We start from the raw sequence: 17,537 nt of genomic DNA on the forward strand, positions 1-17,537 counted from the left end.
CTCCAATCTTTTTGAATTTGTATGGGGAAACGTGTGGGAGCGAGCCTGCTCGCGAATGCGTCGTGTCAGTCACATTGATATTGCCTGAGCCGCCGCTTTCGCGAGCAGGCTCGCTCCCACAGGGGTTTTATTCAGCCTTTCTTTTGTGCAAACAACGCATCGAGCTTCTGCTCGAAGGTGTGGTAGTCGATGCGATCGTAAAGCTCCATGCGAGTCTGCATGGTGTCGATGACATTCTGCTGGGTGCCGTCGCGGCGGATCGCGGTGTAGACGTTTTCCGCCGCCTTGTTCATCGCGCGGAACGCCGACAGCGGGTAGAGCACCAGCGACACGTCGGCGCCGGCCAACTGCTCGGTGGTGTACAGCGGCGTCGAGCCGAACTCGGTGATGTTGGCGAGGATCGGCGCCTTCACGCGGTTGGCGAACAGCTTGTACATCTCAAGCTCGGTGATGGCTTCCGGGAAGATCATGTCGGCGCCGGCCTCGATGCACGCAGCGGCGCGATCCAGGGCCGACTCCAGGCCTTCAACGGCCAGCGCGTCGGTGCGCGCCATGATCACGAAGCTGTCATCGGTACGCGCATCAACGGCGGCCTTGATGCGGTCGACCATTTCCTGCTGGCTGACGATCTCTTTGTTCGGACGGTGACCGCAGCGCTTGGCGCCAACCTGGTCTTCGATGTGAATCGCCGCCGCACCGAACTTGATCATCGACTTCACGGTGCGCGCGACGTTGAACGCCGACGAACCGAAACCGGTGTCGACGTCCACCAGCAGCGGCAGGTCGCAGACGTCGGTGATGCGGCGCACGTCGGTCAGCACGTCATCCAGGCCGGTGATGCCCAGGTCCGGCACGCCGAGGGAGCCTGCGGCCACCCCGCCACCGGACAGGTAGATCGCCTTGAAACCGGCGCGCTTGGCCAGCAGCGCGTGGTTGGCGTTGATCGCACCGACCACCTGCAAGGGATGCTCGCTGGCGACCGCATCGCGGAAACGCTGGCCTGGAGTGTTCTGCTTGGAACTCATGACTCACCTCGTTCAGTGGCTGTCTTATTGTCGGCGCCGTCCTGGTAATGACGGGCGATGTTGCGTTTCGAGGCGCCGATGTGGCGGCGCATCAACAATTCCGCGAGTTCACCGTCACGGTCGGCGATGGCATCGAGAATCCGGTGGTGTTCGGCGAAGGCCTGGCGCGGCCGGTTGGGCGTGGTGGAAAACTGGATGCGGTACATGCGCACCAGTTGGTACAGCTCGCCGCAGAGCATCTGTGTCAGCGTGCGGTTGCCGCTGCCCTGGATGATCCGGTAATGAAAGTCGAAATCGCCTTCCTGCTGGTAATAGCCGACGCCGGCCTGAAACGCGGCATCGCGCTCGTGGGTCTCCAGCACCCGGCGCAGTTCGTCGATTTCTTCGACGCTCATGCGTTCGGCCGCCAGACGGCAGGCCATGCCTTCAAGGGATTCGCGGATTTCGTAGAGTTCGAGCAATTCGGCGTGGCTAAGCGACACCACCCGCGCACCGACATGCGGTACGCGTACCAGCAGGCGCTGGCCCTCGAGCCGATGAATGGCCTCGCGCAGCGGCCCGCGACTGATGCCGTAGGTGCGCGCCAGTTCAGGCTCGGAGATCTTGCTGCCCGGGGCGATCTCGCCCTTGACGATAGCCGCCTGAATGCGCCGGAAGACGTTTTCCGAGAGTGTCTCGGAATCGTCGCCGTTGATGACCGGGGGATCGAGTTGACCCAGCATATTGTCGACACCTTTAAATCCAATGCGGCAAAAACTAGCTAATTAGCCCGCACCAGTCAAAGGATAAATACACATTGTCGACAATCGTCTAATAACCACAGTCAATCTTCCAATTGATCTAATCCCTGTGGGAGCAGGCTCGCTCCCACAGGAATCCCCAAGGGTTATAGACCGGCGCGGGCGCTGGCGCCATAAAACCACCGTGCTAGAATGCCGGCCGCATTTGCTGGCCATTTGCACGGCTTGTCATAAAAAGCTGATAGGCACACGAAGGCGCTTGCGCAAGTTTTGCCAGGAACCTGAACCGAGAACGGAACGCTGCGCACCAGGATTTATGAGACTCAAGCCCTTCCCCACATTTTTTGCTCTGTTTTGCCTGCCCGGCCTGGCTGCCGCGGGGGAAAAAACCGTGTATGGCCTCAACGAATATGCATCGCTTGATGGCATCAATCTGCAAGTCGCGGCCAAACTCGACACCGGCGCCAAAACCGCTTCGCTGAGCGCCCGTGACATCAAACGCTTCAAACGTAACGGCGAATCGTGGGTGCGCTTCTATCTGGCAATCGACGCCGCGCACTCGCACCCGATCGAACGGCCGCTGGCACGGGTCAGCAAGATCAAGCGCCGCGCCGGTGACTACGACCCGGAAGAAGGCAAGAAGTACACCGCGCGTCCGGTGATCGAGCTGGACATCTGCATGGGTTCGGCGCTGCGCAGCATCGAAGTGAACCTGACCGACCGAAGTGCGTTCCAATATCCGCTTTTGATCGGCTCCGAAGCCTTGAAACGCTTCGACGCGCTGGTCGACCCCAGTCTTAAATACGCTGCTGGCAAACCCGCCTGCACCATCGCCGCTCATACCGCCGAGTAATTTCCATGCGTTCTCTAACCCTCCACCTGAAAATCCTGATCACCATTCTGGTGCTCCTGGGCGTTTCGGTTACGGCCTATCAGATTTTCGTGCTCGGCATCCCGGTGACCGAAGACGCCACCGACGACCTGTGGAATATCGACGCCAAGGTCGAGTTCGTCGCCAGCACCAAGGATCCGGTGAAGATCCAGATGTTCGTGCCGCCCCTGAGCCGCGATTACGTCAGCCTCAATGAGAGCTTCATCTCCAATAACTACGGGGTGGCGGTCAACCGTGTCGACGGCAACCGCAAGGTCACCTGGTCGGCACGCCGGGCCAAGGGCAACCAGACCCTTTATTACCGCCTGGTGCTGACCAAGCGTTACACCGCGGAAAAAACCAAGATCAAAGGCCCGACTTTCCGCGACAGCATCGCCATCGAAGGCCCGGAAAAAATCGCCGCCGAAGCCCTGCTCGCACCGATCCGTCAGCACTCGGCCGACGTCGAGACTTTCATCGGCGAAGCGATCAAACGCGTCAACAACGCCAACGATGACAACGTCAAACTGCTGCTGGCCGGCGACCCGTCGACGCCGCACAAGGCGAAGATCGTCGAACTGCTGCTGTCGATCGCCCACGTACCGGTGGAAAAGGTTCACACCATCCGCCTCGTCGCCGATCAGCCGCAAACCCCGGAACTGTGGCTGCGCAGCTTCAATGGCAACGACTGGCTGTACTTCAACCCGGAAACCGGCGAACAAGGCCTGCCGACCGACCGCCTGCTGTGGTGGACCGGTGATGAAAACCTGATCACCGTCGACGGCGCGAAGAAAGCCAACGTGACCTTCAGCCTGAACAACAGCGAGATGAACGCGATTCGTCTGGCCAAGCTGACCGACGAAAACACCGACGCCAACTTCCTCGAATACTCGCTGTACGGCCTGCCACTGCAGACCCAACAGACGTTCATGATCATGGTGATGATCCCGATCGGCGTGCTGGTGATCCTGATCCTGCGCAACCTGATCGGCCTGCAGACCCTCGGCACGTTCACCCCGGTACTGATCGCCCTGGCCTTCCGCGAAACGCAGCTGGGCTTCGGCATCCTGCTGTTTACCGTGATCACCGCGCTGGGCCTTTCATTACGCTCGTATCTGGAACACCTGAAACTGCAGATGCTGCCGCGCCTGTCGGTGGTGCTGACCTTCGTGGTGGTGCTGATTGCGGCCATCAGCCTGTTCAGTCACAAGCTCGGCCTGGAGCGCGGCTTGTCGGTGGCGCTGTTCCCGATGGTGATTCTGACCATGACCATCGAACGCCTGTCGATCACCTGGGAAGAACGCGGTGCCAGCCATGCGCTGAAAGTGGCGATCGGCACGCTATTCGCCGCTTCCCTGGCGCACCTGATCATGACCGTGCCGGAGTTGGTTTACTTCGTGTTCACCTTCCCGGCGATCCTGCTGATTCTGGTGGGTTTCATGCTGGCGATGGGGCGTTATCGCGGCTACCGCCTGACCGAACTGGTGCGTTTCAAGGCTTTCCTGAAGAAGGCTGACGCCTGATGTTCGGTTTCTGGAAGACCTGGAAGGCCCTGGAGGCGCAGGGCATCATGGGCATCAATCGGCGTAACGCCGACTACGTGCTCAAGTACAACAAGCGCAGCCTGTACCCGATCGTCGATGACAAGATCATCACCAAGGAACGCGCCATCGAGGCCGGCATTCACGTGCCGGAGCTGTATGGCGTGATTTCCACCGAGAAGGAAATCGACAAGCTCGACGAAATCATCGGCGGGCGCAACGACTTCGTGATCAAACCGGCCCAGGGCGCCGGCGGTGACGGCATCATCGTCATCGCCGACCGCTTCGAGGGCCGCTATCGCACGGTGTCGGGCAAGATCCTCGCCCACGAGGAGCTGGAGCACCACATCTCCAGTATCCTCACCGGTCTGTATTCGCTGGGCGGTCACCGCGACCGCGCACTGATCGAATACCGGGTGACTCCGGACCAGATCTTCAAGAGCATCAGCTACGAAGGCGTGCCGGACATCCGCATCATCGTGCTGATGGGTTACCCGGTGATGGCCATGCTGCGCCTGCCGACCCGCCAGTCCGGCGGCAAGGCCAACCTGCACCAGGGCGCCATCGGCGTCGGTGTCGACCTGGCCACCGGCCTGACCCTGCGCGGCACCTGGCTGAACAACATCATCAACAAACACCCCGACACCACCAACGCGGTGGATGGCGTGCAACTGCCCTACTGGGACGGTTTCATGAAACTCGCCGCCGGCTGCTATGAGCTGTGCGGGCTGGGTTACATCGGTGTGGACATGGTGCTGGACCAGGAGAAAGGCCCGCTGATTCTCGAGCTGAATGCGCGGCCGGGGCTGAATATCCAGATTGCCAACGATTGCGGGCTGACCCAGCGTACGCACGCGGTCGAAGCGCATCTGGAGGAGCTGAAGGCGCGTGGGGTGACGGAGTCGGTTGAGGAACGGGTGGCGTTTACCCAGGAAATGTTTGGGCATATTCCTGCCGTCGAGGGCTGATCCGGAACCGCGTCGCGCCCTTCGCGAGCAGGCTCACTCCTACAATGTGGAATGCGTTCCCCCGTAGGAGTGAGCCTGCTCGCGATAACCGACTTCCCGCCACCACAAGACTCAACCCTGCCCCTAACCTGCCAATCGCCGACATCCCCTCTAGGAGCAATTCCCGCAGAGGACTACAATCCCCACCCCGCCTCAATGGCCGATCTGCCCCGCCCATGTTGACCTGTTCCGTACACCCGCTGCCCTACCACGCCAACCCCGCCGACTACTTCGCGGCCATCCGCCATGCGCCCGGCGCCGTGCTGCTCGACAGCGGCCGGCCGAGTGCCGACCGTGGCCGTTACGACCTGCTCAGTGCCTGGCCACTGGAACAGCTGGCGGTGTTGCCTGAGGAAAGCGGCAGCGTTTTCCTGCAACGCCTGCGCAATAACCTGACCCGTCTGGGCGAAGCGCAGTTGCCTGCAGCATATGACCTGCCCTTCGCCGGCGGTCTGATCGGCTATCTGAGCTACGACTTTGGCCGACATCTGGAAAACCTGCCGAGCCAGGCCCGGGATGATCTGCAACTGCCCGACGCACGGTTCGGCCTCTACGACTGGGCGCTGATCAGCGATCATCAGACCGCCACCAGCCAATTGGTGTTTCACCCGTCGCTGGCCGACAGCGAGCGACAACGGCTGATCGCGCTGTTCAGCCAACCGACCTCAGCAACGCTGACGCCGTTCAAGCTGAACACGCCGATGACCGCCGACCTTTCAGCCGATGACTATCGCCAGGCGCTGGAACGCATTCATCAATACATCCAGGCCGGCGACTGCTATCAGGTCAACTTCGCCCAGCGTTTCCGCGCACCGTGTCAGGGCGATCCGTGGCTGGCTTATTGCGCGTTGCGCGAGGCCTGCCCGACACCGTTTTCCGGCTTCCAGAGCCTGCCCGACGGTGGCGCGGTGTTGAGTCTGTCACCGGAGCGTTTCGTCAAAGTCAGCCAGCGCCAGGTGGAAACCCGCCCGATCAAGGGCACCCGCCCCCGCGGCCTGACGCCCGCCGAAGACGCCGCCAACGCCGTCGAACTGCTGGCCAGCCCCAAGGATCGCGCAGAAAACCTGATGATCGTCGATCTGCTGCGCAACGACCTCGGCCGCACCTGCCGCATCGGCTCGGTGCGGGTGCCGGAGTTGTTCAGTCTGGAAACTTATCCCAACGTGCATCACCTGGTCAGCAGCGTGACCGGTGAACTGGCGGATGACCGCGATGCCCTCGACCTGATCGCCGGCAGCTTCCCTGGCGGCTCGATCACCGGCGCACCGAAGATTCGTGCGATGCAGATCATCGACGAACTGGAGCCAACGCGACGCGGTTTGTATTGCGGCTCGTTGCTGTACCTGGACGTGCGCGGCGAGATGGACAGCTCCATCGCCATTCGCAGTCTGCTGGTCAAGGACGGGCAGGTGTGTTGCTGGGGCGGTGGCGGGATCGTGGCTGATTCGGACTGGCAGGCGGAGTATCAGGAGTCGATTACTAAAGTGAAGGTTCTACTCGACACCCTGCAAAACCTTTAAAAGCTTCGTCGGAACGCCGCCCGGAGCAAGCCCGCTCCCACATTTGGAATGCATTCCAGGATGGGAGCGGGCTTGCTCGCGAAGGCGTCAGACCAGACGACTAAAGACTCAAATCCCGGTTCGAGGCCTTGAGAAATTCCTGCTTCAACTCGGCAAACGTATGCACCGCCGGGAACTGCGGGAACTCGCGAATCACATTGTCCGGCGCATGGAACAGAATCCCTGCATCCGCCTCGCCCAGCATGCTCGTGTCGTTATACGAATCCCCCGCCGCAATCACCCGGTAGTACAGGCTCTTGAACGACAGCACCGACTGACGCTTGGGATCTTTCTGGCGCAATTGATAGCTGGTCACCCGGCCACTGTCGTCAGTGATCAGACGATGGCAAAGCAAAGTCGGGAAGCCCAGTTGCCGCATCAGCGGCTGAGAGAACTCGTAGAAAGTGTCCGAGAGAATCACCACCTGGAAGCGCTCACGCAGCCAGTCGACGAACTCCACTGCACCGTCCAGCGGCTTTAGGGTGGCAATCACTTCCTGAATATCCGAGAGCTTCAGCCCGTGCTCGTCGAGGATGCGCAGGCGCTGCTTCATCAGCACGTCGTAATCGGGAATGTCCCGGGTGGTGGCCTTGAGGGATTCGATTCCGGTTTTTTCGGCAAAGGCGATCCAGATTTCCGGTACCAGTACCCCTTCAAGATCCAGGCAAGCAATTTCCACAAGACACTCCATTGGTATTGATTATTGGGTCCAGCCAGCCCGAACTCTAGCGACTCACCCGCCACTGCGCAATGCAGCGGGCACCCCGTAACCCGCCGCTTTTTGTTAACATCGCCGCCATATAGAGCGCCCAGCGCCACCGACCTGTAGGAAGCCGCCCTGATGAGCCCAACGTTCGATGTCGTGGAACTCGCCACGACCTATGCCAACAAATCCGCCCAGGACATCCTGAAACTCGCGTTTGCCGAGTTCGGTGATGAGCTGTGGATATCTTTCAGTGGCGCCGAGGATGTGGTACTGGTGGACATGGCCTGGAAGCTGAACAAGAACGTCAAGGTGTTCAGCCTCGACACCGGCCGGCTGCACCCGGAGACCTATCGTTTCATCGATCAGGTGCGCGAGCACTACAAGATCGATATCGAACTGGTGTCGCCGGACTACACGAAGCTGGAACCGTTCGTGAAGGAAAAAGGCCTGTTCAGCTTCTACAAGGACGGCCATGGCGAATGCTGCGGCATCCGCAAGATCGAGCCGCTGCGCCGCAAACTGTCCGGCGTCAAAGCCTGGGCCACCGGCCAGCGCCGCGACCAGAGCCCGGGCACCCGCAGCGCCGTGGCGGTGATGGAAATCGACACCGCGTTCTCCACCCCGGAACGCACCCTGTACAAGTTCAACCCGCTGGCGCAGATGACCAGCGAAGAGATCTGGGGCTACATCCGCATGCTCGAACTGCCGTACAACAGCCTGCATGAACGCGGCTTCATCAGCATCGGCTGCGAACCCTGCACCCGTCCGGTCCTGCCGAACCAGCACGAGCGCGAAGGCCGCTGGTGGTGGGAAGAAGCGACGCAGAAAGAGTGCGGACTGCATGCGGGGAATATCATCAGCAAGGCGTAAATCTCCGCCCCAATGATGTCCCCCTGTGGGAGCGGGCTTGCTCGCGAAAGCGTCGTTTCAGTCAACAAATCCAGTGACTGACAGACCGCATTCGCGAGCAAGCCCACTCCCACATTTGCTTTGTGGTGCCATGAAAAAATGTGTACACACGAATGTCACCATCGGTGCCATTTATGTGTGCACTTTTTTGTTTTCGCGCCCTGAAAAGTTACATCCCTTCTGAACGCCCCTCCGTTTCACCACTCCCCAAAATCCGCCGCAAAAAATAAATACCTGTTCAATCGGTCAATTTATAGCCACTTACTTTCAAGCACTTAGCGCCCATCGATAACTTTTCGAAATGAGGGCGACTGCGCATGGATATTCAACTGGCACAGATCTGGCTTTAGTGCATACATGTTTTGTATACAAAACTACAAAACATAAACCCACACTTTCGATCCGCAAGCCTGAAGCGCCCTATCCCGTACAGGCTGCAGATGCCCCGTAACCAGTGATGTTTGCTGGCCGCGACGAAGATTTGTCGAGCCCTGGGCTCATGCACAGTCATCGCGGCCCCGCACATCAGGAGCCTGCCGGAATGCGTACAAGTCTCTCCAACACCATCGCGCTGAATCTGCCCGCCTCTGCCCTCGACCAGCCATTGCCCGACGATGGCCTGGCCGAACCGCTACAACTCAGTCCCCGCCTGCACAACAGCGATCTGGCACCGACCCGCGCCGAAGGTCGGCGCTGGGGCAAATACAGTATTTTTGCCCTGTGGACCAATGATGTGCACAACATCGCCAACTACTCGTTCGCCATCGGTCTGTATGCGTTGGGCCTGGGGGGCTGGCAGATTCTGCTGTCGCTGGGGATCGGCGCGGCGCTGGTGTACTTCTTCATGAACCTGTCCGGCTACATGGGACAGAAAACCGGGGTGCCGTTCCCGGTCATCAGCCGGATCAGTTTCGGCATTCACGGCGCGCAGATTCCGGCATTGATCCGCGCGGTGATCGCCATCGCCTGGTTCGGGATTCAGACGTACCTGGCGTCAGTGGTGTTTCGCGTGCTGTTGACGGCGATTCACCCCGGCTTCGCCGAGTACGACCACAATTCGATCCTCGGCCTGTCAACGCTGGGCTGGGTGTGTTTCGTGGCGATCTGGTTCGTGCAACTGGCGATTCTCGCCTACGGCATGGAGACGGTCCGCCGTTACGAAGCCTTTGCCGGGCCAGTGATTCTGCTGACCGTCGCCGCCCTCGCCGCGTGGATGTACACCCAGGCCAATGCGACCATCGCCTGGTCGATCCGCGAACCGCTGACCGGTGGCGAAATGTGGCGCAATATCTTTGCCGGCGGCGCTCTGTGGCTGGCGATCTACGGCACGTTGATTCTGAATTTCTGCGACTTCGCCCGCTCTTCGCCATGCCGCAAGACCATCAAGATCGGTAATTTCTGGGGCTTGCCGGTGAACATTCTGGTGTTCGCTACCATCACCGTCCTGCTCTGCGGCGCGCAATTTCAGATCAACGGGCGGATCATCGAAAGCCCGACCGAAATCATCGCCTCGATCCCCAACACCTTCTTCCTGGTGCTCGGTTGCCTGGCGTTCCTGATCGTCACCGTGGCGGTGAACATCATGGCCAACTTCGTCGCCCCGGCGTTCGTGCTCAGCAACCTGGCGCCGAAGTACCTGACCTTCCGTCGCGCCGGGCTGATCAGCGCGACCATCGCCGTACTGATCCTGCCGTGGAACCTCTACAACAGCCCGCTGGTGATCGTGTACTTCCTGTCTGGCCTGGGCGCCCTGCTCGGCCCGTTGTACGGGGTGATCATGGTCGACTACTGGCTGATCCGCAAAGGCCGGATCCACGTCCCGCAGCTCTACAGCGAAGATCCCAACGGCGCTTATTACTACAGCCGTGGGGTGAATTTCCGCGCCGTGGCAGCGTTTATTCCTGCTGCTTTGATCGCCATCGTCCTGGCGTTGGTGCCGGGCTTCCACAGCATCTCGCCGTTCTCCTGGCTGGTGGGCGCCGGCATTGCCGCGCTGCTCTACCTGATCATCGCCAAGCGTCAGCCGCACTACGCCGACGTCAGTGGCGAATCCATCGCCGTCGACAACGTCAGCCATTAACTTCCTCGCGGCCCGGGCTTCGGGTCGCTGAACTGCCCGCAATAAGGACTTCTCATGCGAATTCTCGTGGTCAACGTCAACACCACCGAATCCATCACCCAGGCCATCGCCCGTTCGGCGCAGGCGGTCGCAGCCCCCGGTACGGAAATCGTCGGCCTGACGCCGTTCTTCGGCGCCGACTCGGTAGAAGGCAATTTCGAAAGTTACCTGGCGGCCATCGCCGTGATGGACCGGGTGATGTCTTACGATCAACCGTTCGACGCGGTGATTCAGGCCGGCTACGGCGAGCACGGCCGCGAAGGCTTGCAGGAGCTGCTCAACGTGCCGGTGGTGGACATCACCGACGCCGCCGCCAGCACCGCGATGTTTCTCGGCCACGCCTATTCGGTGGTGACCACGCTGGACCGCACCGTGCCGCTGATCGAGGACCGCTTGAAACTCTCGGGTCTGTGGGATCGCTGCGCCTCGGTGCGGGCCAGCGGTCTGGCGGTGCTAGAGCTGGAACACGAGCCGCAACGGGCGCTGGAAGCCATCGTGCAGCAGGCGGAACTGGCGGTGACCCAGGACAAGGCCGAAGTGATTTGTCTCGGTTGCGGCGGCATGGCCGGGCTGGATGAGCAGATTCGTCGCCGCACCGGGGTACCGGTGGTGGATGGCGTGACGGCGGCGGTGACCATCGCCGAATCGCTGGTGCGATTGCGGTTGTCGACGTCCAAGGTGCGGACTTATGCGACGCCACGACCGAAACAGATCATTGGCTGGGCGCAGCGGTTTGCCCGGTAGACCGCGTTATCGGCCATCGCGAGCAGGCTCACACCTACAATTTGGAATGCGTTCCCCTGTAGGAGTGAGCCTGCTCGCGATGGCCGCAACTCGGTTAAAAGCCGAACTCAGACAGCACTGAACCGCTGCGCCAACCCGCGCTCGGCAAACTGCTCAATCACAAAATCGACAAACGCCCGGGTCTTGCCCGGCAGCAACTTGTGCTCGGCGTAGTAGATCGAGGTGTAGCCGTCGTCGATGTACCAGTCCGGGAGCACCCGCTGCAGCCGACCCGACTCCAGATACCCTGAGGCAAACGGCATGCTCACCAGGGCAATGCCCAGGCCTTGGCACGCCGCGATACAAGCGGCTTCGGAGTCGCTCATGGTCATGCGCGCCTTGAGCGTCAATGGGCGACAGATCTGTGGATCACGGCCGGTCAACTGCCAGGAACGCACGCGCCCGGTTTGCGGCGAGCGGATCAGAATACCGTCGTAATACTTGAGTTCGTCCGGTTCAGTAATGGCCGGATTGGCCTGCAGATAATCCGTGGACGCCACCAACACCCGATGCGCCGGACTCAGCCTGCGTGCGACGACACCTTGGGGTAACTCGAAACCGCCGCCGATGGCCGCGTCGAACCCCTGCCCGATCAGATCGACCTGGCGGTTATCGAAGTGCCAATCCGGGCTGATTGCGGGATATCGCCGTAGAAACTCGCCGAGCATCGGCACGATATGCAGGCAGCCAAAAGCCGTGCCCATGCTGACTTTCAGCGATCCCGCCGGAAGCCCTTCGACACTGGCCAGATTGGCCACGGCATTCTGGATAGTCGTCAGGCTGGCGCTGACCTGACTCAAGAACAACTGACCGGCCTCGGTCAGGGTCAGACTGCGTGTACTACGCTGGAACAGCCTTACACCGAGGCGCACCTCGAGCTTCGCCACACTCTTGCCGACAGCTGCCGGAGTCAGGCTCAAGCGCCGGGCGGCCTCGGCGAAACTGCCGACTTCGGCGCTGCGCACAAAGCATTCGATGCTACTGAAGGTTTCCATGATCGCCACTATAAACTTCTGGTTTATACAGACTATAGCAATCATGGTCTACACGGTTGTCGATGCGAGGCCGATACTCGGCTCCAACAACAAGGCACCCCGCCTTGAATTCTCTGGAGATCGAACATGACCACTCAACACCTCAGCGGTAAAGTTGCTCTGATTCAAGGCGGTTCCCGCGGCATCGGCGCCGCCATCGTCAAACGTCTGGCAGCCGAAGGCGCCGCTGTCGCGTTCACCTACGTCAGCTCCACCGCCAAGGCCGAAGAACTGCAGAACAGCATCACCGCCAAGGGTGGCAAAGCCCTTGCGATCAAGGCTGACAGCGCCGATGCCACGGCCATCCGCAACGCGGTCAGCGCCACCGTCGAAGCCTTTGGACGCCTGGATATCCTGGTAAACAACGCCGGCGTACTGGCCATCGCGCCACTGGAAGATTTCAAACTGGAAGACTTCGACCAGACCCTGGCGATCAACGTGCGCAGCGTGTTCATTGCTTCTCAGGAAGCCGCCAAGCACATGGGCGAAGGCTCGCGCATCGTCAACATCGGCAGCACCAATGCCGATCGCATGCCCTTCGGCGGTGGCGGCGTGTATGCGATGAGCAAATCGGCGCTGGTCGGCCTGACCAAAGGCCTGGCCCGCGATCTCGGCCCGCGCGGCATCACCATCAACAACGTGCAGCCCGGCCCGGTCGACACCGACATGAACCCGGCCCATGGTGATTTTGCCGAAAGCCTGATCCCGATGATGGCCGTCGGTCGTTACGGCACTGCCGATGAAATCGCCAGTTTCGTCGCCTATCTGGTAGGCCCTGAGGCCGGTTACATCACCGGTGCCAGCCTGACCATCGACGGTGGTTTTGGCGCCTGATTGCGCTGAATCCCGGGTACAAAGAAACGCCGCGCCTCTATTCAGAGGACGGCGTTTTTTTGGGGGGCTTATTGTGCAGTCAAGCCCAGTCCAGCGCCGGCAAACCGCAGGCACTCGGGGTGAACGCTTTGAGCGTGCGCAGAATCCCGTCGGCGTGAGCGTATTTTTCATCGGCCATAGCCGCGTCGGGAATCGCGATGGCGGTCACCCCCGCCGCTTTCGCTGCGGTGACGCCAAATGGCGAATCCTCGAACACCAGACAATCTTCAGGCGCGACGCCCAGACGCCGGGCGGCGGTGAGGAAGATGTCCGGCGCCGGTTTGGCTGCGCCGACTTCCGGATCGTCCGCCGTGACGATGAAATCGAACAGGGCAAACCAGTCGCGGTGCAACGTGGTTTTCTGGCCGAACGACTGCCGCGATGAACTGGTGCCCACGGCGATCGGAATGTTGTGCGCCTTGAGGTGGCGAATCAGCTCCTCCGCGCCCGGCATCGCCTGCGCCTTGGGGAAGCGCTCACGCATCAGCGGCTCACGGATCACCAGGAACTCTTCGGCGCTGATCGGCAGATCCAGCGCCTGCACCACATAGTTCGCCAGGTCATTGGCGCCACGACCGATGATGTTCTGTTTAACGCTCCAATCAAAGGTCCGCCCGTAACGCTCGGCAATGAGCGACGTGACCTCGGTGTAAATGCCTTCGGTGTCCAGCAACAAACCGTCCATGTCGAAAATCACGGCCTTGATCGGGCCAAACGCCTTCATCGGTGCATTCATCATCGGATCCGTTATCAAAAACATCCCAGGCGGCACAGTCGGCGCCGCTGCTCGGATCTGATTAATGGGTTCAGCAGCATAGCGAGGCCAGCGGACATTCAGCAACGGGCAATGTTGGCGGGCCGTTGAATGACTCGCTGATATTTAGCGAAATGTCCTACAGCCAATACCTACTTGCCCGACTTCTTTCCTGTTTGATCCTCCGCAAAGTCCGCGCACCTCTTTCTTCACGTGCGCGAGTGCCTGCGAATGCTCCAAACCGATCGGCTTCTGGCCCTGAACAACAGCATCGGCCTGCTGGTGGTTGCCGCCCTGCACCCGGAACACCCGGACTTCGAAACGCTGATCCGCGAGTTCCGCCTGAGCCTGAACCACTACGAGGCCTGGGCCGAGCAGTTCTGGACGGGGACGGCGCTGGATGTCGAGCAGGTGTTCAAGGTCGGCAACGACCTGCACCTCAGCGCCTCCGTCAAATCCCGCCAGCCCATCCAGACGTCGGTGGTCATGTGCCCGGCGAGCGGCCCGTTGACCTTGGTGCATCTGTTCGAGGCGGCGCGCTTCGTACCGATCGGCAATACCCCGGTGATGCTCGAACCGGTGATCAGCGACATCGACGGGGTCTTGAGCTTCGGTGCCCCGCTGCGCCATACCATCGGCCCGAGCGGCATTCTGGAAGTCAGCGACTGCGACCGGGGCCAGCGTTATCGCATCACCTTCTTTCCTGATGTTTCCACCGACCAAATCCAAGCGCTGTACGCCTCTTACGAAGGGATTCTGGATGGGCTGGAGGGTTGGCTTCGCGACGAGTGGGCCGGTTTTCAGCCGCTGTGGACGGAGTTTTCCGGCGCCGGTTTCGGCGATCGTTACCGCCAGTTGCAACAGGCTGACTGGCGCGGGTTCGAGAAAGCCCTGCACGACATCTGGGACGACGTTAAACAGCTGTTCGCCCTGCTCGCCGACCTGCAGGCCAACAGTGAAAAACTGCTGCAGTACCTGACCGAGGTCGAACTGGAGGCGCTGCTCAATGCCTCCAGTGAAGCCATCGCCAGTGGCCTGCTGATCCTCAGTGACGAGCCGTTGCTGTTTATCCATCTGGCAGCGTTTACCAGTTGGCTGAAGATGCTGCCGCCGCAGTATCTGGCGCAAGTGGTGGCCGAAGTCCGGGTCGAGTTGTTGATCAGCTTTCTGTTGATGCGGATCTCTGGCGGCGTTGGCGTACCGCTGAAATTGAGCAGCAAAGTGCTGAGCAAGATCAAATCGCCACGGGCGCGGCAATGGCTGGCAGCGTCGGCGCTGCGCCTGGCCGAACTGCCCTCCACTGCCGATCTGAACCAACACGCGGCCACGTTGAAGCCGTTGATGATCAATGCGCGCGACGTGCCGATCAAGCCGACGCCGGCGATCCCGCTGAACATTCGTCAGGCTGACTCGGTGGTGTTGACCGTGTCGAACCCCGCGCCCATGGCGCGGGACAAGTCGCGAAACACAACCCGGATGGAGCGGCACGAGCCTCGCGACGACGCTTCGAATCAAGCGAAAAACCCCAACGGCGACAGCGCCGATTGTGTGCCGTTTACCTGCACCAACGGCTGCCCGGTGTCGATGGTCACCGGCGAAGAACTGTTGACCCTGAGCGATGGTTCGCTCGATGGGGTGTTGCCATTCGAGTTCACCCGGTTGTATCGCACCAGTGCCGTCGAGATTGATGTCGGGCTGGGCTTTGGCTGGAGCCACTCGTTGGCGCATCGGTTGGCGTTCGATGGCGATGCGGTGGTCTGGGTCGATCACGAAAACCGTCGCACGCGATTTCCGTTGCCCAGTGTCGAGCGGCCGGCGATTCACAACAGCCTGTCGCGGGCGGCGATTTTTCTGGGGGATGAGCCGGAGGAACTGATTGTTGCGCTGGCCGGGGACGTGGCGCGGTTTTATCACTTTCGCGCCGGGCGGCTGACGGCGATCAGTGATGCGTATGGCAATCGCCTGCGGGTTTCTCGTGATCATCAGGAGCGGGTGGTTCGCCTCGACAATGGCGCGGGGCGGTCGCTGCTGTTGCGTTATGAGCGGGCGCATCTGATTGCCGTCGACTATCAGTCCTTCGCTTCTGACGGGACTGGCTGGCACACCGAACAGCCCCTCGCCAGCTACCGCTACGACGCCCGTCAGCGCCTGCTGGAGGCGACCAACGCTGTCGGTGACAGCGAGCGTTACGACTACGACGACGCCCACGTCATCCTGCAGCGGCAACTGACCGGCGGCGCGAGTTTCTTCTGGGAGTGGGAGCGCTCTGGCAAAGCCGCGCGCTGTGTGCGGCACTGGGCGTCGTTTTCGCAGATGGACACGCGTTACGTCTGGGCGGATGACGGCAGCGTCGCCGTGCATTACGTCGATGGCAGCGAAGAGACCTACGTCCACGACGACCGTGCACGGCTGGTGCGCAAGGTCGAGGCCGATGGTGGTGAGCACCTCAAGGTCTATGACGCGGCGGGTCGCTTGATCGCCGAGCAGGATCCGCTGGGCGCGGTCACCGAGTACCGCTACGACGAAGTCGGACGCTTGGTGGCGCTGCTTCCGCCGCAAGACGAGCCGACGTCCTACGAGTACCGCAACGGTTTCCTGCACCGCCGTTCCCGCGGCGAGGCAGTGTGGACCTGGCGGCGCAACGCTGAAGGGGATGTCACCGAAGCGGTCGATCCCGACGGCCTGGTCACCTATTACTACTACGACACGCGCGGGCAGTTGCTGTCGATCCGTTACCCGGACAGCAGTCGGCATCAGTTGGCGTGGAATGACCTCGGCCAACTGATCGAGGAAACCCTGCCCGACGGCGGCGTGCGGCGTTTTTCCTACGATGCGCTGGGGCGGCGGACGACGTCTTGCGACGAACACGGCGCGATTACGCGCCAGCAGTGGGACGCGGTGGGCCGACGGGTGCAGACCACGGTGCCTACCGGCGCCACCCGCGCCTACAGCTACGGTGCTTACGGCCAGGTCACTGCCGAACGCGACGAACTCGGGCGCATCACCCGCTACGAATATGACGACGACCTGCATCTGGTCTCGCGCCGAATCAACCCCGACGGCACGCGGGTGCAGTACCGCTACGACCATGCGCAACTGCTGCTGACGGAAATCGAGAACGAATCCGGCGAAAAGTACCGACTGGACTACACACCGACCGGACTGATCCGACAGGAAACCGGCTTCGACGGGCGGCGCACCGCGTATGCCTATGACCGCAACGGGCATCTGCTGGAAAAGACCGAATTCGGTGATGACGGCTCGACGCTGGTCACCGCTTACGCGCGCGATACGGCCGGGCGTCTGCTGCTCAAGACCCTGCCGGACGGGGTTCAGGTGGCTTACACCTACGACCGCCTGGGCCGGTTAACCGGGGTCGATGACGGCCAGCAACACCCACTGGCCTTTGAATACGACCGCCAGGACCGGCTGATCACCGAGCATCAGGGCTGGGGCACCTTGCGTTATGCGTATGACGCCTGCGGGCAGCTCAAACACCAGCGCCTGCCGGACAACAGCAAACTCGACCACCACTACGCCAAGGGTGGCGCGCTGACGGCCATCGACCTCAACGGTGCACGGCTGACCAGCCACGTCTATCAGTCCGGTCGTGAAC

The 17,537-nt window shown here is 61.1% G+C and carries 14 protein-coding genes; 9 read left to right on the plus strand and 5 right to left on the minus strand.

Features of this window, described 5'->3' with window-relative positions; genetic code table 11:
* Positions 1-131: 131 nt before the first annotated feature.
* Entirely contained in the window at positions 132-1,025 is an 894-nt protein-coding gene (gene prpB / locus PseAD21_RS22165) for a methylisocitrate lyase (protein ID WP_007960897.1), read from the minus strand.
* Positions 1,022-1,744: a GntR family transcriptional regulator gene (locus PseAD21_RS22170; protein WP_178082152.1), complete on the minus strand. Its 723-nt coding sequence runs from the start codon at positions 1,742-1,744 to the stop codon at positions 1,022-1,024. The genes prpB and PseAD21_RS22170 overlap by 4 nt, the downstream gene beginning before the upstream one ends.
* A 337-nt stretch (positions 1,745-2,081) precedes the next feature.
* Between PseAD21_RS22170 and PseAD21_RS22175 the strand changes: the two genes are divergently transcribed.
* The 4 genes from PseAD21_RS22175 (at position 2,082) to pabB (ending at position 6,704) form a co-directional block, all read left to right on the plus strand.
* Positions 2,082-2,618: an ATP-dependent zinc protease gene (locus tag PseAD21_RS22175; protein ID WP_102357837.1), complete on the plus strand. Its 537-nt coding sequence runs from the start codon at positions 2,082-2,084 to the stop codon at positions 2,616-2,618.
* 5 nt (positions 2,619-2,623) lie between these two features.
* Complete coding sequence (locus tag PseAD21_RS22180) at positions 2,624-4,159, plus strand: inactive transglutaminase family protein (protein ID WP_102357838.1); 1,536 nt, start codon at positions 2,624-2,626, stop codon at positions 4,157-4,159.
* On the plus strand, positions 4,159-5,145 hold the full coding sequence (locus PseAD21_RS22185) for an alpha-L-glutamate ligase-like protein (RefSeq protein ID WP_102357840.1): 987 nt from the start codon (positions 4,159-4,161) through the stop codon (positions 5,143-5,145). Before PseAD21_RS22180 ends, PseAD21_RS22185 begins: the two co-directional genes overlap by 1 nt.
* A 215-nt stretch (positions 5,146-5,360) precedes the next feature.
* Complete coding sequence (gene pabB / locus PseAD21_RS22190) at positions 5,361-6,704, plus strand: aminodeoxychorismate synthase component I (RefSeq protein ID WP_102357841.1); 1,344 nt, start codon at positions 5,361-5,363, stop codon at positions 6,702-6,704.
* A gap of 100 nt (positions 6,705-6,804) precedes the next feature.
* Here the strand turns inward: pabB and thrH are convergent, their stop codons facing one another.
* Positions 6,805-7,422, minus strand: coding sequence for a bifunctional phosphoserine phosphatase/homoserine phosphotransferase ThrH (gene thrH / locus PseAD21_RS22195; protein ID WP_102357843.1), 618 nt, complete (start codon positions 7,420-7,422; stop codon positions 6,805-6,807).
* Positions 7,423-7,584: 162 nt separating this feature from the next.
* Between thrH and PseAD21_RS22200 the strand changes: the two genes are divergently transcribed.
* The 3 genes from PseAD21_RS22200 to PseAD21_RS22215 all read left to right on the plus strand — a co-directional run bounded on the left by PseAD21_RS22200 (position 7,585) and on the right by PseAD21_RS22215 (position 11,221).
* On the plus strand, positions 7,585-8,319 hold the full coding sequence (locus tag PseAD21_RS22200) for a phosphoadenylyl-sulfate reductase (RefSeq protein ID WP_075949106.1): 735 nt from the start codon (positions 7,585-7,587) through the stop codon (positions 8,317-8,319).
* Between the two features lie 580 nt (positions 8,320-8,899).
* Positions 8,900-10,438 (plus strand): NCS1 family nucleobase:cation symporter-1, encoded by a 1,539-nt coding sequence (locus PseAD21_RS22210; protein ID WP_102357844.1) that lies wholly within the window; start codon positions 8,900-8,902, stop codon positions 10,436-10,438.
* A gap of 54 nt (positions 10,439-10,492) precedes the next feature.
* Positions 10,493-11,221 carry an aspartate/glutamate racemase family protein gene (locus PseAD21_RS22215; protein WP_102357846.1) on the plus strand — a complete coding sequence of 243 codons (729 nt, stop codon included), beginning with the start codon at positions 10,493-10,495 and terminating at the stop codon, positions 11,219-11,221.
* A gap of 107 nt (positions 11,222-11,328) precedes the next feature.
* Here the strand turns inward: PseAD21_RS22215 and PseAD21_RS22220 are convergent, their stop codons facing one another.
* Entirely contained in the window at positions 11,329-12,255 is a 927-nt protein-coding gene (locus PseAD21_RS22220) for a LysR family transcriptional regulator (protein WP_102357847.1), read from the minus strand.
* Positions 12,256-12,381: 126 nt separating this feature from the next.
* Between PseAD21_RS22220 and PseAD21_RS22225 the strand changes: the two genes are divergently transcribed.
* Positions 12,382-13,128: a 3-oxoacyl-ACP reductase family protein gene (locus PseAD21_RS22225; RefSeq protein ID WP_102357849.1), complete on the plus strand. Its 747-nt coding sequence runs from the start codon at positions 12,382-12,384 to the stop codon at positions 13,126-13,128.
* 79 nt (positions 13,129-13,207) lie between these two features.
* Here the strand turns inward: PseAD21_RS22225 and PseAD21_RS22230 are convergent, their stop codons facing one another.
* On the minus strand, positions 13,208-13,903 hold the full coding sequence (locus PseAD21_RS22230; RefSeq protein ID WP_102357850.1) for an HAD-IA family hydrolase: 696 nt from the start codon (positions 13,901-13,903) through the stop codon (positions 13,208-13,210).
* 249 nt (positions 13,904-14,152) lie between these two features.
* Between PseAD21_RS22230 and PseAD21_RS22235 the strand changes: the two genes are divergently transcribed.
* A partial coding sequence (locus PseAD21_RS22235; RefSeq protein WP_102357852.1) for a DUF6531 domain-containing protein occupies positions 14,153-17,537 on the plus strand: 3,385 nt, incomplete at its 3' end.

Origin of the sequence: Pseudomonas sp. AD21 (assembly GCF_002878485.1) — a bacterium.
In the GTDB taxonomy this organism is placed as follows: Bacteria; Pseudomonadota; Gammaproteobacteria; order Pseudomonadales; family Pseudomonadaceae; genus Aquipseudomonas.

Bases quoted from the DNA above. Each gene is read 5' to 3' on its own strand.
- prpB (WP_007960897.1), bottom strand. From the start codon at position 1,025: ATGAGTTCCAAGCAGAACACTCCAGGCCAGCGTTTCCGCGATGCGGTC.
- PseAD21_RS22175 (WP_102357837.1), top strand. From the start codon at position 2,082: ATGAGACTCAAGCCCTTCCCCACATTTTTTGCTCTGTTTTGCCTGCCC.
- PseAD21_RS22180 (WP_102357838.1), top strand. From the start codon at position 2,624: ATGCGTTCTCTAACCCTCCACCTGAAAATCCTGATCACCATTCTGGTG.
- PseAD21_RS22185 (WP_102357840.1), top strand. From the start codon at position 4,159: ATGTTCGGTTTCTGGAAGACCTGGAAGGCCCTGGAGGCGCAGGGCATC.
- pabB (WP_102357841.1), top strand. From the start codon at position 5,361: ATGTTGACCTGTTCCGTACACCCGCTGCCCTACCACGCCAACCCCGCC.
- PseAD21_RS22200 (WP_075949106.1), top strand. From the start codon at position 7,585: ATGAGCCCAACGTTCGATGTCGTGGAACTCGCCACGACCTATGCCAAC.
- PseAD21_RS22210 (WP_102357844.1), top strand. From the start codon at position 8,900: ATGCGTACAAGTCTCTCCAACACCATCGCGCTGAATCTGCCCGCCTCT.
- PseAD21_RS22215 (WP_102357846.1), top strand. From the start codon at position 10,493: ATGCGAATTCTCGTGGTCAACGTCAACACCACCGAATCCATCACCCAG.
- PseAD21_RS22220 (WP_102357847.1), bottom strand. From the start codon at position 12,255: ATGGAAACCTTCAGTAGCATCGAATGCTTTGTGCGCAGCGCCGAAGTC.
- PseAD21_RS22225 (WP_102357849.1), top strand. From the start codon at position 12,382: ATGACCACTCAACACCTCAGCGGTAAAGTTGCTCTGATTCAAGGCGGT.
- PseAD21_RS22230 (WP_102357850.1), bottom strand. From the start codon at position 13,903: ATGAATGCACCGATGAAGGCGTTTGGCCCGATCAAGGCCGTGATTTTC.